13 protein-coding genes are annotated in these 13,162 nt (G+C 66.8%); 7 read left to right on the top strand and 6 right to left on the bottom strand.

Annotation, left to right across the window (positions count from 1 at the left end; translation table 11 throughout):
- Positions 1-7 precede the first annotated feature (7 nt).
- Both LE416_RS07755 and LE416_RS07760 read left to right on the top strand, forming a co-directional pair.
- On the top strand, positions 8-1,066 hold the full coding sequence (locus LE416_RS07755; protein ID WP_225047932.1) for a WxLIP family cell surface protein: 1,059 nt from the start codon (positions 8-10) through the stop codon (positions 1,064-1,066).
- A complete protein-coding gene (locus tag LE416_RS07760; protein ID WP_225047933.1) occupies positions 1,053-1,568 on the top strand; it encodes an LPXTG cell wall anchor domain-containing protein in 516 nt (171 codons plus the stop codon). Before LE416_RS07755 ends, LE416_RS07760 begins: the two co-directional genes overlap by 14 nt.
- A 22-nt stretch (positions 1,569-1,590) precedes the next feature.
- On the opposite strand, the gene LE416_RS07765 is transcribed toward LE416_RS07760, so the two are convergent.
- The 4 genes from LE416_RS07765 to LE416_RS07780 all read right to left on the bottom strand — a co-directional run bounded on the left by LE416_RS07765 (position 1,591) and on the right by LE416_RS07780 (position 4,386).
- On the bottom strand, positions 1,591-3,201 hold the full coding sequence (locus LE416_RS07765) for a PH domain-containing protein (protein WP_225047934.1): 1,611 nt from the start codon (positions 3,199-3,201) through the stop codon (positions 1,591-1,593).
- On the bottom strand, positions 3,191-3,655 hold the full coding sequence (locus LE416_RS07770) for a PH domain-containing protein (protein ID WP_225047935.1): 465 nt from the start codon (positions 3,653-3,655) through the stop codon (positions 3,191-3,193). Before LE416_RS07770 ends, LE416_RS07765 begins: the two co-directional genes overlap by 11 nt.
- A gap of 103 nt (positions 3,656-3,758) precedes the next feature.
- Entirely contained in the window at positions 3,759-4,187 is a 429-nt protein-coding gene (locus LE416_RS07775; protein WP_225047936.1) for a DUF2178 domain-containing protein, read from the bottom strand.
- Positions 4,174-4,386, bottom strand: a complete 213-nt coding sequence (locus LE416_RS07780) for a helix-turn-helix transcriptional regulator (RefSeq protein WP_225047937.1) — start codon at positions 4,384-4,386, stop codon at positions 4,174-4,176. The genes LE416_RS07775 and LE416_RS07780 overlap by 14 nt, the downstream gene beginning before the upstream one ends.
- A 73-nt stretch (positions 4,387-4,459) precedes the next feature.
- On the opposite strand from LE416_RS07780, the gene LE416_RS07785 reads away from it, so the two are divergent.
- Both LE416_RS07785 and LE416_RS07790 read left to right on the top strand, forming a co-directional pair.
- Entirely contained in the window at positions 4,460-4,768 is a 309-nt protein-coding gene (locus tag LE416_RS07785) for a DUF2628 domain-containing protein (protein ID WP_225047938.1), read from the top strand.
- A 9-nt stretch (positions 4,769-4,777) separates the two neighbouring features.
- Positions 4,778-5,158, top strand: a complete 381-nt coding sequence (locus LE416_RS07790; protein WP_225047939.1) for a hypothetical protein — start codon at positions 4,778-4,780, stop codon at positions 5,156-5,158.
- A 65-nt stretch (positions 5,159-5,223) separates the two neighbouring features.
- Here the strand turns inward: LE416_RS07790 and LE416_RS07795 are convergent, their stop codons facing one another.
- Positions 5,224-5,547, bottom strand: a complete 324-nt coding sequence (locus LE416_RS07795) for a hypothetical protein (RefSeq protein ID WP_225047940.1) — start codon at positions 5,545-5,547, stop codon at positions 5,224-5,226.
- A gap of 170 nt (positions 5,548-5,717) precedes the next feature.
- Here LE416_RS07795 and LE416_RS07800 point away from each other — a divergent pair, with 170 nt between their 5' ends.
- Positions 5,718-6,146 (top strand): hypothetical protein, encoded by a 429-nt coding sequence (locus LE416_RS07800; RefSeq protein WP_225047941.1) that lies wholly within the window; start codon positions 5,718-5,720, stop codon positions 6,144-6,146.
- A 140-nt stretch (positions 6,147-6,286) separates the two neighbouring features.
- Here the strand turns inward: LE416_RS07800 and LE416_RS07805 are convergent, their stop codons facing one another.
- The gene (locus LE416_RS07805; protein ID WP_225047942.1) at positions 6,287-9,184 is read right to left on the bottom strand and encodes a cation-translocating P-type ATPase; all 2,898 of its coding nucleotides are present in this window, start codon (positions 9,182-9,184) and stop codon (positions 6,287-6,289) included.
- 596 nt (positions 9,185-9,780) lie between these two features.
- On the opposite strand from LE416_RS07805, the gene pyk reads away from it, so the two are divergent.
- Positions 9,781-11,211 carry a pyruvate kinase gene (gene pyk, locus LE416_RS07810; RefSeq protein ID WP_225047943.1) on the top strand — a complete coding sequence of 477 codons (1,431 nt, stop codon included), beginning with the start codon at positions 9,781-9,783 and terminating at the stop codon, positions 11,209-11,211.
- A 479-nt stretch (positions 11,212-11,690) separates the two neighbouring features.
- On the top strand, positions 11,691-13,001 hold the full coding sequence (locus LE416_RS07815; protein WP_225047944.1) for an NCS2 family permease: 1,311 nt from the start codon (positions 11,691-11,693) through the stop codon (positions 12,999-13,001).
- Positions 13,002-13,162: the final 161 nt, after the last annotated feature.

The following is a 13,162-nucleotide window of genomic DNA, read 5'->3' on the forward strand; positions in this document are numbered from 1 at the left end:
TGAGCACATGACAACAATCATCAACCGAACGCGCCGCGGCAGTCGTGCCGCCCGCGTCCTGCGCGCCACGCTGCGCGGCCTCGCGGGTGGGCTGCTGCTCGTCATGGCGGCACTGCTGCTGACCGCCCCACGCCCGGCACGGGCCGCGGGCGCGGGCTTCACCGTGTCCCCGGTCAGCCCTGCGGCGGCCATGGAGAAGGGCTACTTCGTGGTGCAGGCGGCGCCCGGCAGCACCCGCAAGCTCGTGGTGGCCGTCGCCAACCTCGCGGACGCGCCCAAGAACCTGCGCCTGCAGGTGACCGACGCCTTCACGCAGCCCAACGGCGAGGTCGGCTACACCCCGGGCGGAACCACCGACCCCGCCGCCAAGTACCAGCTGAGCAAGCTGAGCTCGCCGCCGGTCGACTTCACGCTGGCCGCGCACCAGGGGCGGGAGGTCACCATCACGGTGGCGCTGCCGCCGGCGGCTTTTGACGGGCAGATCCTGGGCGGCATCTACGTCGAGGACCTGGCCGATTACGGCGGCAGCGGCTCCGGCATGGCGGTCGCGAACCATTTTGCCATGATGGTCGCCATTCAGATGCAAAACAGTCCGAAGCTGGTGGCACCGCACCTCAACCTGGGCCAGGTCACCGTCGGCACACAGGACAATGCGCCGGCCGTGCTCGCGACGCTTCAAAACGACCGGGCGCGGCTGTTCGGCAAGCTGGCGATCACGGCCAAGGTGACGCCGGCCGGCAAAACCAAGGCGACCGTCACCCGCAGCGTGACGAATTACGCGATGGCGCCGACCTCGCACCTCGACTTCGGACTGCCGCTCACGACGGCGCTTGCGCCCGGCCAGTACGACCTGGACCTGCTGGCGGTGGCGGGCGATTACCGCTGGCACTTCACGCGGCGCTTCACGGTCACGGCCAAGCAGGCGGCGACCACGGCCAAGGCGGTGGTGCCAGACGCCGTCCCGGTCTGGCCGTGGCTGAGCATCGCCGGCGTGGTGCTCCTACTCGGCCTGCTGTGGCTGGTGCTGTGGCGGCGCCGAAGGAGGAAAAAAGATGATCCGACTTAACGCGCTGGCCGCCTTGCTGCTGATCGCGGGCCTGCTGCTGGGCAGCCTGGCGCCCGAGCACGTTCACGCCAAGCAATCGGTGGCGACCTTCACCATCGTCGACGACGGCACGCCGCGGCCGCAGCCGGGTCCGACCCCGGGCGGCGGCTCAGGTGGCCAGTCCGGCGGCGGCTCAGGTGGCCAGTCCGGCGGCGGCTCCAGCGGCCAAACCGGCGGTAGCGCGGGTGGCAGCGGCCAGACCTCCGGCGGCGCCAGTGGCCAAACCGGTTCCAGCGGTCAAACCGGTGGTGGTGGGCAAACGGACGGTGGTCCGCCCGCGACCGGCGGTGAAACCGCGCGGGCGGGCAACACCAACCTGCCGCAGACCGACGCCGCTGCGCGGCCCGCGGTGACGCTCGGCGGTCTGGCGCTGCTGGCAGCGGTGGCCGCAATCGGGGTGCGACGTCGGGCGCGGCGCGGTCCAACCGGGCGTAAGAACGCAAAACGCCGCGCCACCCGGTGAGGGTGACGCGGCGTAACGGGACTCATTTTGGCTGGTACCAGTCCTGAATCATCTGGGCGGTGGCGAGGTCGAGGTAGCGCAGCTCGACGGCCTCGTTCCCGTTGCCCTTGCGCAGGTTGACGGTCAGGTGGCAGCGGCGGCGCGCCCGCAGCCATCGCGGCTGCTCCACGGCCAGCGACTGGACGTTGGCGCGTCGCACGAAGTCGGTCTGGCGCGTGCCCCACGAGCCGGTCTGCATAATGAGAAGGGGCCCGACGGTGGCGATGCCCTGCGTGCGGCCGGCGTAGCGGCCCTGAACGAGGCCGACCAGCACCAGCGCGGCGGTGGCGATTAGCGCCGGGAGCACCCAGTGCGGCTGCCAGAAGTGGAGGCCGAGGCTTCCGGCGAGTCCCAGCACGAGGTAGCCCAGGCCGGCGTTGCGCACGAACGGCGCGGTGGCGGCCGGTGCGGCCAGCGGCGGCAGCTCGCTTGGCAGCCACGGTACGAACGGCGTCATCACCTCAAGCAGCCGCGGCGCCTGCACCACCGGCATCAGCATCAGGTCGTCTTGCTTTTCCTCGTCCGCGGCGTTGGACGCCGTCAGCGCCTGCACCGAGGCCAGGTGGCACCACTGGCGGAGAAGCGTCGCGCGGACGCGCACCGCCTGGATGCGGTCGAGCCGCACGCTGGTGGTGGTGCGGGTGAAAAGCCCGCGCGTCGCGGTCAGCGTGTGGCCCTCGCGGCGCAGGGTGAACCGGAAGTACTTCTGCAGAATGCCGAGGTAGGCCGCGGCCAGCCCGAGCAGCAAAATCACGATGACCAGTGCGACGATCACGACGACGGCCAGCGCGGCCAGCTGCCGCTCGGCGCCCGACACCCAGTCCTTGGGCAGAATGTCGTCGGCCTTGTCGTACAGCCACCAGAGCACGGCGAGGACCGGCACGAAGCCCATGCTGGTCAGCGCGTAGATGTTCAGGTCCCGGGCCGCAATGCGGTACTCGGGTCCGGCGGGGCGGCCTGCCGCGTCTGCCTCGGCCGCATCGGTGCCCGCGTCGTCGGTGGCCACCAAATCCGCAGTCGGCGCTTCCGCGGCGGCCGCGTTCACGCCCGGCTCGTCCGCGCTCGTGCCCGATGCGTCCGCGTTTGCCGGCGCCGCCTCGTCGTCGGCGGCCGCGGGATCGGCCGCCGCACCGACCGATGCCGCGACCCGCGCGCCGCTGCGCTTGCGCCGGCGCTCAATCAGGTCGGCCACGGCGGTCGGCACCGCGACCAGCGTGGCCTCGGCGGCGTTGTCCTCGTGGCTCGAGGTCTCGATGCTCAGGCTGAGTAGGTCGAACGGCTGGAGGATCAGCCACTGCGACCGCTGCAGGGTCTGGATGTTGGCGTAGGGGATGTGGCGCGTTTTGCGCACGAACAGGCCCGAGTTGATGGTGATGGCGTCTTCACCCAGCACGTAGGTGAAGCGCAGGTAGCGCGCGACGTAGATGGCGACGAAGGCAATCAGCAGGGCGCCGAGCAGCGGCAGCGTCCAAAAGCGCGCGCCGTCGTCCTTCAGCAGCGCCCAGGCCGAGGCGAGGCCGATGGCGGCCCAGCCGTACAGGCCCTTGCCCAGCATGATGACGAGGGCCAGCGGGTGCAGGCGGTTAGGCGTCATCGCGCGCCTCCTTGGCCAGCGCCAGGATGCGGTCGCGCAGCCGGTCGGCCACCTCCGCGGTCACGCCGGCCAGCGAGTCGGAGGTCGAGGCGGTCTGGATTTCGACCTGCTGCAGGCCGTGGGCGCGCAGGATCGGCCCGGCCGACAGGGTCACGTTTTGGATGCGGCTGATGGGAATCGCCGTCTCCTTTTGAAAAAGCGCGCCCTCCTTCAGGTAGACGGCGGTGTCGGTGATGCGAAAGCGCCAGAATGCGTAGCGGTAGGGGATCAGGGCCAGCTCGGCGCTCGGGTGAACCAGCGCGAGGCCGAGGCTGATCGCAATCAGCCACAGCGGCCAGCCCCACAGCCGGTTGGCGACGAGCAGGCCGACTGTGACGGCCAGCCACCACACAAGGGCCAGCCCGGCGCCGATGCGCCAGACCTGCTTGATCTGTTGCGGTAAGTGTTCTTCCATAGTTGCTCCCTCCAAAAATCCGGGCTGCCCGGCCCGGTCTAGGCCCAGTGTACCGCGGCGCCGCGGCTGCGCCATGCGACCGGAGACTGAATTGTGGCGGTGTTCACAGCTTGCGGTTGAAGTGGGCGGTCGCGCCGACCCACGCCCAGAAGGCGACGCCCAGCGTCAGCAGACTGCCGGTGATGATGCCCATGATCAAGTCGTCTCGACCGCGGTCGATGACCGCCAGCGCCAGGGCGACCACCGCCGCGGCGCCGACGACGATCTTCAGGGTCAGCGTGTTGGCGCGCATTCGGATTAGCACCTGGCGCTCGTCGCGCTCGGCCAGCCGCTCGCTGTGGGTGGCGCCCTTAGATAGCGCCCGGGCGACGGCCGCGACGCCGAGGATCAGCGACAGGGCGATCAGCACGACGTTTTGAATCAGGTTGGCGACGCCCGGCTGCGGCTTGATCACGGCCAGCACGGTCAGCACGATACCCATGGCAATCAGGCCCAGACCGGTGGCCAGGCCCTTGACGTTATAGATTTTCAATCTCTCGATCCTCCATTTCCTTGTTCTCGGCCAGGCGGCACAGGGTCTCGACGTCGGTCTGAAACACCTGCGCCATGCGGTAGGCCAGCATCAGGCTGGGGCTGTACTGCCCCTTTTCGATTGAGATGATGGTGCGCGCGGACACGTGGCACAGGTCGGCCAGCTGCTGCTGGGTCAGCCCCGCCGCGGCCGCCGTCAAGCAAAAAAATTCGCCGCGGCGCGCCGTGCGCTTGTGCTATGATTGAAGTAATCAAATCCTTGGAGGCAGCACTATGCACATCAGCATGACCCACCCGACCACCCACGCGGTGAAGCAGACCAAGATCGGCTTCTCCTGGACCACCCTTTTCTTCGGCTTCTTCCCGGCGCTGTTTCGCGGTGACTGGACGTGGGCACTGATCATCGCTCTGCTGCAGATCGCCACCGGCACCTTCACCTGGGGCATCTCGATCGGCGTGATCAGCATCATCTTCGCGTTCATTTACAATGGCATGTACGTCAGGGGCCTGATCAACAAGGGCTTCGCGCCGTCCGACCAGGCCAGTGCCGACGCGCTGCGGGCCAAGGGCTTCCTGCACTAGGCGACGACGATGACAAAGCGCACCCTGGTTCTCATCGAGACCATCATCCTGATCTTCGGCGGCGGGCTGCTGCGGCTGGTGTTCGACCAGTTCCTCGGCTTCCGCGCGTCGATGCTGGTGTCGTATTTGCTGTGGGGCGTCGTGCTCTGGCTGGTGTCCAGCCGCGTGACGGCGGCGCGCCGCCGCGACCTGGCGCGGCTTTGGCAGCTCGCGGATGCGCTCGGCGTGGACGCGAGCGACTTGAGCCGGCGCACCAGCTACGGCGCCATCGACTGGCAGCTGACCCGTCCGGACAACCTGCAGTTCTACCCGGCCGACGCCACGGTGGCGCGGTTGACGCGCGAGCTCGAGCAGGCGGCCGCCAATCAAGCACAGACCCAAGCCGAGTGACGCCAAAAACGCGCCGGTGTCTTCCCGTTTTCGGGAAAGGCACCGGCGCGTTTGTGTTGGGTGGCTCAGGCCAGCTCGCGGTACACCAGCTCGACCAGGCCCTTGTGCGGGGCCAGGTTGACGGCGTCGATCGGCTGCTCGAGGATTTTCTGGTACTCCTCCAGCACGTCGTAGGGCAGCGGCGTCAGGAGGTGCAGGTCGTCGATGACGTCGCTGACGGAGTCGACGGTGCGCAGGTCCGCGAAAATGTCGATCTTGCTCAGGCAGTCCGCCAGCAGGTCGCTCATGGCGGCGTCCGGCTTGCCGCTGGCGTCGGTGATGACGACCTGGCTGTGGTTGAGCGGCTGGTGTTCCAGCCGGAGCAGTTTTAAGGCGTGAAAAACATTCATGTGATCACCTCGTGTGGGGCGCGCGCGTGCCCGGGTTCACCGCCGCGGCGGCGGTGCTTATCACTAGAATTGTAGGCCAATTGAAGCGCAAAAGACAACCGCTTTTATCTTGGCGGCGCCGATTGCGAAGTGGCAGCGCTTACGTCATAATGGAAGAGGAGGTGAGCGCGATGGCGGCAAGGCACGAGTACAGAGAGAGAAAGGCGAAGAATCCGGCGACCAAGGCGGTGGCCGTGGCAGGCGCGGTCTTCGTGGCCTTCATCGGCCCGCTGGTGGACGGCGCCACGGCGCTGGTCAAGGCCCTGGAGCCCGGCACGGGCGGCCTGCACCTCGGGTTCGGCGGCCTTTTTGCCCACCCGGCGGCCAGCGGGCTGCTTTTGGGGGCGGTGATTGCGCTAATCCTGGTGCTGGCGGTGCGCGGACACCGGCCGCGCCGCACGATTCGCACCTCGTACCGGGCCAAGGGTCAGGGCTACGCGACGGAGCACACGCCGGTGCGCGCCGACCGCACGCCGCAGCGCGGCCGCACCGGGCTGGTCGCGGTCGTCGTCGCGCTGGTGGTGGCCGCCGGGCTGCTGGGACTGGTGCTGGCGGCCTGACCGCCGCCCGGCCGCGCCGCGGTTTTCCGGCGGGGGGCCGAGGCGGATCGCGACCGCGAATCGATTTTTGACTTGACGACAAATAACGCACGCGCTGGCCACCACGATTGGGTGACCGGCGCGTGCGTTTTGACGTGGACTCAGTCGGTGGCCGGCACCGCCGGCTCGCCGGCGTTCGGGGTGCGGCGGCGGCGCAGCCACAGCTCCTTGATGCCGGACAGCACGAAGGTCGGAATCGCCGGCAGGACGATCACGCCGGCATACAGCCAGCCGGACAAAGGCGCCGTGCCCATCACCGCGTTGAAGAACGGGAAGACGGTCACCAGCAGGCTGGTCGCGGCGGCGAAGCCGACGGCGAGCAGCAGCTTGCCGTTGGCCAGCGGATTGCGGGCGAACAGCGTCCGCTGGCTGCGCGCGTCGAAGACGTGCCACAGCTGGCCGAACACGAGGGTCAAAAAGGCGAGGGTCTGGGCCTCAGCCGGCGCCATGCCGGCGTGGGCGCCCCAGAGGAAGGCCAGGTACACCAGCCCGCCCATCACGACGCCGCGCAGGACGATGCGGCCGAGCATGCCGCTGAGGATCGAGGCGTGGACGTCGCGCGGCGGCCGCCGCATCAGGTCGGCCTCCGGCACGTCGTAGCCCAAAGCGAAGCTCGGCAGGGCATCGGACACCATGTTCACCCACAGCACCATCAGGGCGGTCAGCGTCGGCGTGGTTGCGGCGACCTGGCCGACCGGCTGCGTCATCAGGAGCACGCCGAACAGCAGCGCGAGCACCTCGGCGACGTTGGTGGTCAGCTCGTGGCGCATGAAGTTCTGGATGTTGCCGAAAATGGTCCGGCCGGCGCGCACCGAGTTTTCGATCGTGGTGAACTTGTCGTCGAGCAGAATCAGGTCGGCGGCGTCCTTGGTCACCTCGGTGCCGTTGATGCCCATCGCGATGCCGATGTCGGCGGCGCGCAGGGCGGGGGCGTCGTTGATGCCGTCGCCGGTCATCGCCACGACCTCCTGGTGGCGCTGGAGGGCGCGCACGATGCGCTGCTTGTGCTCCGGTGACACGCGGGCGTAGACGCGGATGTCCGGCGCCAGGCGGAACAAATCATCGTCGCTCATCGCGGCCAGCTGGCGGCCGGTCACCACGCGGGCCGTGTTGTCGGCCACGATGCCCAGGCGCACGGCGATGGCGCGCGCGGTGACTTCGTGGTCGCCGGTGATCATCACCACGGCGACGCCGGCGGCCTGCAGCTCGGCCACGCTTTGGCGCACCTCGGGCCGCGGCGGGTCGATGATGCCGGCCACCCCGAGCAGCGTCAGGTGCTGCTCAAGCGCCGCCGTGTCGCCGTGCAGCGCGAGGTCGCGGTCGATGTCGCGCACCGTCACGGCGATGGTGCGCAGTGCCTCCTCGGCAAAGCTGAGCACCTGCGTCTCGACCTGCGCGCGCGCGGCCGCCACCGGCACCAGCACGTTTTGCAGCGACACATGGTCGGTGTGGGCGAGCACCACGTCCGGCGCGCCCTTGGTCAGCACCTGGTACTGCGCGCCGTCCTTGATCACCACGCTCATCATCTTGCGCGTGGAGTCGAACGGCAGCACGCGCACAATCTCGATGTCCAGGTCGTTATCCTTGGCCAAAAGGCGGTCGCGGTCGATGCCGGCCTTGTGCCCCATCACGACCAGCGCGACGTCGGTCGGGTTGCCGTACGGCGCCTTTTTGCCGTCGTCGTCCTCGGTGATGGCGGCCTCGTTGTTCAGCACGCTGGCGAGGATGAAGCGGTGGTAGGGCGCCGCCGCGGTGTCGGTGGTTGCGCTGTCCGGGGCGGCAGCGCTGCGGGCCGCGTCGCCTGCGGCCGCGGCCAGGCGGCGCGCCGCCTCGTCCTCCGGCAGGATCTCGCCGACCGGGTCAAGGCCGCTGCCCTCGACCGCGAAGTTCTCGCCGTTGGCCCAAAAGCGGGTGACGGTCATCTGGTTTTGCGTCAGGGTGCCGGTCTTGTCCGAGGCGATGAAGGAGGTCGCGCCGAGCGTCTCCACGGCGTTCAGCGACTTGATCAGGCCGCGGTTTTTCGCCAGCATGGTCGCGCCGATGGTCAAGACGATCGACAGGACGGCCGGCAAGGCGTCGGGGATCGCCGCGACGGCCAGCGCGATGGCGGTGGACAAGGACTCGGCGACGGCGGCGAAGGACAGGGTGCCGGTCGCGAGGTACGCCTTGGCCAGCTCGAGGCCGAGGGTGAACACGACCACGGCCAGCGCGACCACCATCAGCTTGCGGGTCAAGGCGGCGATGGTGCGCTCGATCGGGGTCTTCTTGGTGGTCACCTGGGTCAACAGCTTGGCGATGCGGCCGAGCTCCGTGTGCGCGCCGGTCGCGACGACGACGCCCAGCGCGTTGCCGCCGGTCACCATCGAGCCGGAGTAGCCCATATTGGTGCGGTCGCCGAGCGCCACGTCGCCGGCCAGCGCGTGGGTCTGCTTGAGAATCGGCTCGGCCTCGCCGGTCAGGTGCGACTCGTTGACGGCAAGCTCCGCGCAGTGCAAAAAGCGCACGTCGGCCTCGATGAAGTCGCCGGTTTTGACCGTCACGATGTCGCCGGGCACGAGGTCTGAGGCGCTGATCTGCGCCCAGTCGCCGTCGCGCAGCACCGTCGCGTGGTGGTCGTTCATCGTTTTCAGCGCGGCCAGGGACTTCTCGGCCTGGCGCGCCTGCCAAAAGCCCAGCCCGGAGTTGACGCCGATCAAAAGCAGGATGGCGGCGGCCTCGTACAGCGCGGCGGCGCCGTGGGTCCGGTCGCCGGTGACGGCGAAGTCGTACGCGGCCGAGCCCAGGGCCAGCCCCACGGCGATGAACAGGATGATCACCAGGGGCTCCTTGAGGCTGGCGGCGAACTGGCGCCAGGCGCTCGGCGCGGGCGGCGTCGGCAGGGCGTTTTGGCCGTCCTTGGCCAGCCGCTCGGCGGCGGCGGCCTGGGTCAGCCCGTGGGTGCGGTCGGTGTGCAGGTCGTCCAGGACGTCCTGCTTGTGCTGGTGGAAGTAGTCTGACATGGGGGTCCTCCTATGATGGCGGTGCGAATAAAATGGTGGGGCGACGAACTGCGGTGCGGGCTGCGGCCGGCGCGGGTCTGGCCTCGTGGCCGCGGGTGCGGGCTGCGACCGCCGCGACCTTGGTGGCGGCGCGGCGTGTGGCCTTTGCGGGCCGCCGGCGGTTGCGCCCGCGGTGGCGACCGCAGACCCAGCCGCCCGGCCCGCCGAGACGGCAAAAAGGCGCAAGCGACAAGATGGCCTCCCTCCCCAGGGAAGCGGTTCTTGAAGCTTGCGCCCAACCGTTTTTCATATGCAATTCGTTATCACTAGCTTAAGCGATTTCTGATGCGCCTGTCAAGTTATTTGCTGCGGTGAACCAGTCGCGGTCGACCACCGCGCGCGCCGCGGCCAATCGCGGCGAATTCGGCCGCAATATTGCGACCCGCGAATGCGGTGCGAGGCCAGGCGGGGCGCGGGTTTGCGGCCGCCTCGGCAGGCAGCTGCGGCAACAAATGATAGACTTCACATCAACCGTTGAAAATGCTGCCAGAAATCTTTAGAATTGTAGTGTGATGCGAATTGCGCATCGACTGTCAACAATATGGAGGAATACATTTATGCGTAAGACGAAGATCGTCTCCACCCTGGGCCCAGCGTCCAACGACCTGAAGACGATTAAGGCGCTGATCGGCGCCGGGGCCAACATTTTCCGCTTCAACTTCTCTCACGGCGATCACGAAGAGCAGCTCGGCCGCATGAACCTGGTCAAGCAAGCCATGAAGGAAACCGGCGTGAAGGTTGGCCTGATGCTCGACACCAAGGGCGCCGAGATCCGCACGACGGCCACGACCGACGGCGGCAAGGTGAGCTACGAGAAGGGCGACAAGATCACCCTGACCATGAACACCGGCGCTTTGAGCAAAAAGGGTGCCGTTGACATTACATACGGCGGTCTTTACGACGACGTCAATGTCGGCCACCACGTGCTGTTCGACGACGGCCTTTTGGACACCGTGATCATCGAAAAGGATGAGGCCAACCGCGCCCTGATCCTTGAAGTGCAAAACCCGGCCATCCTGGGCTCCAAGAAGGGCGTTAACTCCCCTGGTGTCTCCCTTCAGCTGAAGGGCATCACCGAAAAGGACAAGGACGACATCCGCTTCGGCGTCAAGCAGGGCATCAACTTCATCGCCGCATCCTTCGTGCGCAAGACTTCCGATGTTCAGGAAATCCGCGACGTGCTGGCCGAAGTCGGTGGCGAAGACGTTCTCGTGATCCCAAAGATCGAATCCCAGGAAGGTATCGACAACTCCGACGCCATCCTTGAGATGTCCGACGGCATCATGGTTGCCCGTGGCGACATGGGGATCGAGATTCCTTACGAGGAAGTGCCTGCCGTTGAGCAGATGCTCATCCACAAGTGCAACCTGGCCGGCAAGCCGGTGATCACCGCGACCCAGATGCTCGACTCCATGCAGGAGAACCCGCGTCCGACCCGCGCCGAAGTGACCGACGTTGCCTTCGCCGTTCTGCAGGGCACCGATGCCACCATGCTGTCCGGCGAATCCGCCAACGGTGACTACCCGATCGAATCCGTCCACACCATGGCCGTGATCGACGAGCGCGCCGACAAGATGCTGCCGAAGCACTCCCCGGTTCTGGAAGAACTGAAGACCTCCGGCTCCATCACCACCACGACGGCGATCGCCGCTGTGACCGCCGCAGAGCGCGTCTCCGCCAAGGCCATCATCGCGCTGACCGCCAGCGGCTACACCGCGCGCCAGATTTCCCGCTTCAAGCCTGAAGCCCCAATCCTGGCCGTGACCTACGACGAACGCACGGCGTCCAGCCTGCTTCTGTCCTGGAACGTGACCCCGCTCGTGGTTGAAAAGGGTGCCGAATTCGAAGCCCTGGTTGCCCAGGCCGAAGAGAAGCTTGTTGCCAACGGTCAGCTGGCGAAGGGTGACGTTGTCGTCATCGTGGCCGGCTTGCCCTTGTACGAGGCAGGCTCCACCAACAATGTTATGGTTCGCCGCATCGCCGACTAAGTTCCTGGCGCTGCACCGGATCCACTAAAGAGCTTCGCGTCACCATCCATTCGCTGGATGGTGGGGCGAAGCTCTTTTTGCGTACCAGGGCGGAACGGGGCGGACTTAGCGGGCCGCATAGCGTAGCGCTGGTGCTTGGGGCGCACTTGGCCCCAAGCGCCGGTGCTAGCTATGCGAGCCCGCGTTGCCCCGCGGAGCCCGACGATGGGGTTGACTCGTCACTGGCAGATCATGATTCCAGCGGGGGTCGCTGCACGTTTTACGCCGCTGGGGAGTAGCCCGGCGCAACGGGTGCGAAAGTGGGGCGGGGGAGCGGACTCGAGTTGTTCGCCGGCACCTGCCGTGGCCCGGCCGCCAATTCCGAACAATATTCGGGAACCACCGTGTGTTCACGTTCACCTTTACACAACGTTCGAAATATTATAAGATAAGCAGTGCATTGCAAAAATATAGTTCGTGTTTTGGAGGCAATTTTACACATGAAAGAGAAGCTGCTGGCCTACTTCGAGATTCGAGAACTGAACACGACCGTCCGCCGCGAAATCCTGGCGGGGTTCACCACGTTCATCTCGATGGCCTACATTCTGTTCGTCAATCCATCCGTACTGGGCGCTTCGGGGATGGATAAGGGCGCGGTGTTCACCGCGACCGCCCTGGCCTCGGCCCTTGGGTGCATGCTGATGGGGATCCTCGCGAAGTACCCGATCGCGACCGCCCCGGCGCTTGGCATCAACGCCTTTTTCGCCTACTCGGTCTGCATCGGCATGAAGATTCCGTGGGAAACCGCGCTGGCCGGCGTGTTCGTCGCCGCCCTGATCTTCATCGTCATCACGATCTTCAAGCTGCGCGAGATGATCATCGACGCGATTCCCGCCGACCTGAAGTACGCAATCTCCGGGGGCATCGGGCTGTTCATCGCGTTCCTCGGGTTGTCCGACGGCGGCCTGATCGTCGCCAACAAGTCCACGCTGGTCGGCCTCGGGTCGCTCAGCGTCGGGACCACCTGGCTGACCGTGTTCGGCCTGATCGTCACGGCCATTTTGATGGTCAAAAAGGTTCCGGGGGGCATTTTCATCGGCATGGTCCTGACCACCATCCTGGGTCTGGCGACCGGCCTGATCCACGCGCCGAGCGCCATCGTGTCCGGCGCGCCGTCGCTTGCGCCGACCTTCCTGGTGGCCGTCAAACACGTCGGCGACATCAACTCGCTGCAGCTGGTGGTCGTGGTGCTGACCTTCCTTCTGGTCACCTTCTTTGACACCGCCGGCACGCTGGTCGGCCTGGCCAACCAGGCCGGCTTCATGAAGGACAACAAGATGCCGCGCGTCGGCAAGGCGTTGGCCTCCGACTCCACCGCCATGCTCGCCGGGTCGCTGCTGGGCACCAGCCCGGTCGGCGCCTTCGTGGAAAGCTCCGCCGGCATCGCGGTCGGCGGCCGCAGCGGCCTGACCGCCGTGGTCACCGGGATTTTCTTCCTGCTCGGCCTGTTCTTCTCGCCGCTTTTGGCCGTGGTCACGACGCAGGTCACCGCGCCGGCTTTGATCATCGTCGGGGTGCTGATGGCGCAGTCGCTGCGCCAGATCAACTGGAGCCAGCTGGAAATCGCGATTCCGTCCTTCCTGATTCTGCTCGGGATGCCTTTGACCTACAGCATCTCCGACGGCATCGCGCTTGGGTTCGTCTTCTACCCGATCACGATGATCGCCGCCAAGCGCGGCAAGGAGGTCTCGCCGATCATGTACGGCCTGTTCTTCGTCTTCATCGGGTTCATGTGGATACTGAATATGTAGCGCGTGGAAAACCGCGGGCTTAGCAGGCCGCGTAGCGCAGGGGTGGTGCATGAAGCGGGTTTTGCTTCGTGCACCACCTTAGCTATGCGAGCCTGCGTTGCGGTTTGGAACGCGTTTAGAGGGCGGAGCCGAGCGTACTTAGCGGGTCGGGTGGCCTAGCC

Origin of the sequence: Lacticaseibacillus kribbianus (assembly GCF_020180945.1) — a bacterium.
Classification (GTDB): domain Bacteria; phylum Bacillota; class Bacilli; order Lactobacillales; family Lactobacillaceae; genus Lacticaseibacillus; species Lacticaseibacillus kribbianus.

Coding starts and splice junctions, on each gene's coding strand:
- LE416_RS07790 (WP_225047939.1), top strand. CDS start 4,778: ATGACAAAGCGCACCCTGGTTCTCATCGAGACCATCATCCTGATCTTC.
- LE416_RS07795 (WP_225047940.1), bottom strand. CDS start 5,547: ATGAATGTTTTTCACGCCTTAAAACTGCTCCGGCTGGAACACCAGCCG.
- pyk (WP_225047943.1), top strand. CDS start 9,781: ATGCGTAAGACGAAGATCGTCTCCACCCTGGGCCCAGCGTCCAACGAC.
- LE416_RS07770 (WP_225047935.1), bottom strand. CDS start 3,655: ATGGAAGAACACTTACCGCAACAGATCAAGCAGGTCTGGCGCATCGGC.
- LE416_RS07805 (WP_225047942.1), bottom strand. CDS start 9,184: ATGTCAGACTACTTCCACCAGCACAAGCAGGACGTCCTGGACGACCTG.
- LE416_RS07785 (WP_225047938.1), top strand. CDS start 4,460: ATGCACATCAGCATGACCCACCCGACCACCCACGCGGTGAAGCAGACC.
- LE416_RS07760 (WP_225047933.1), top strand. CDS start 1,053: ATGATCCGACTTAACGCGCTGGCCGCCTTGCTGCTGATCGCGGGCCTG.
- LE416_RS07755 (WP_225047932.1), top strand. CDS start 8: ATGACAACAATCATCAACCGAACGCGCCGCGGCAGTCGTGCCGCCCGC.
- LE416_RS07800 (WP_225047941.1), top strand. CDS start 5,718: ATGGCGGCAAGGCACGAGTACAGAGAGAGAAAGGCGAAGAATCCGGCG.
- LE416_RS07815 (WP_225047944.1), top strand. CDS start 11,691: ATGAAAGAGAAGCTGCTGGCCTACTTCGAGATTCGAGAACTGAACACG.
- LE416_RS07765 (WP_225047934.1), bottom strand. CDS start 3,201: ATGACGCCTAACCGCCTGCACCCGCTGGCCCTCGTCATCATGCTGGGC.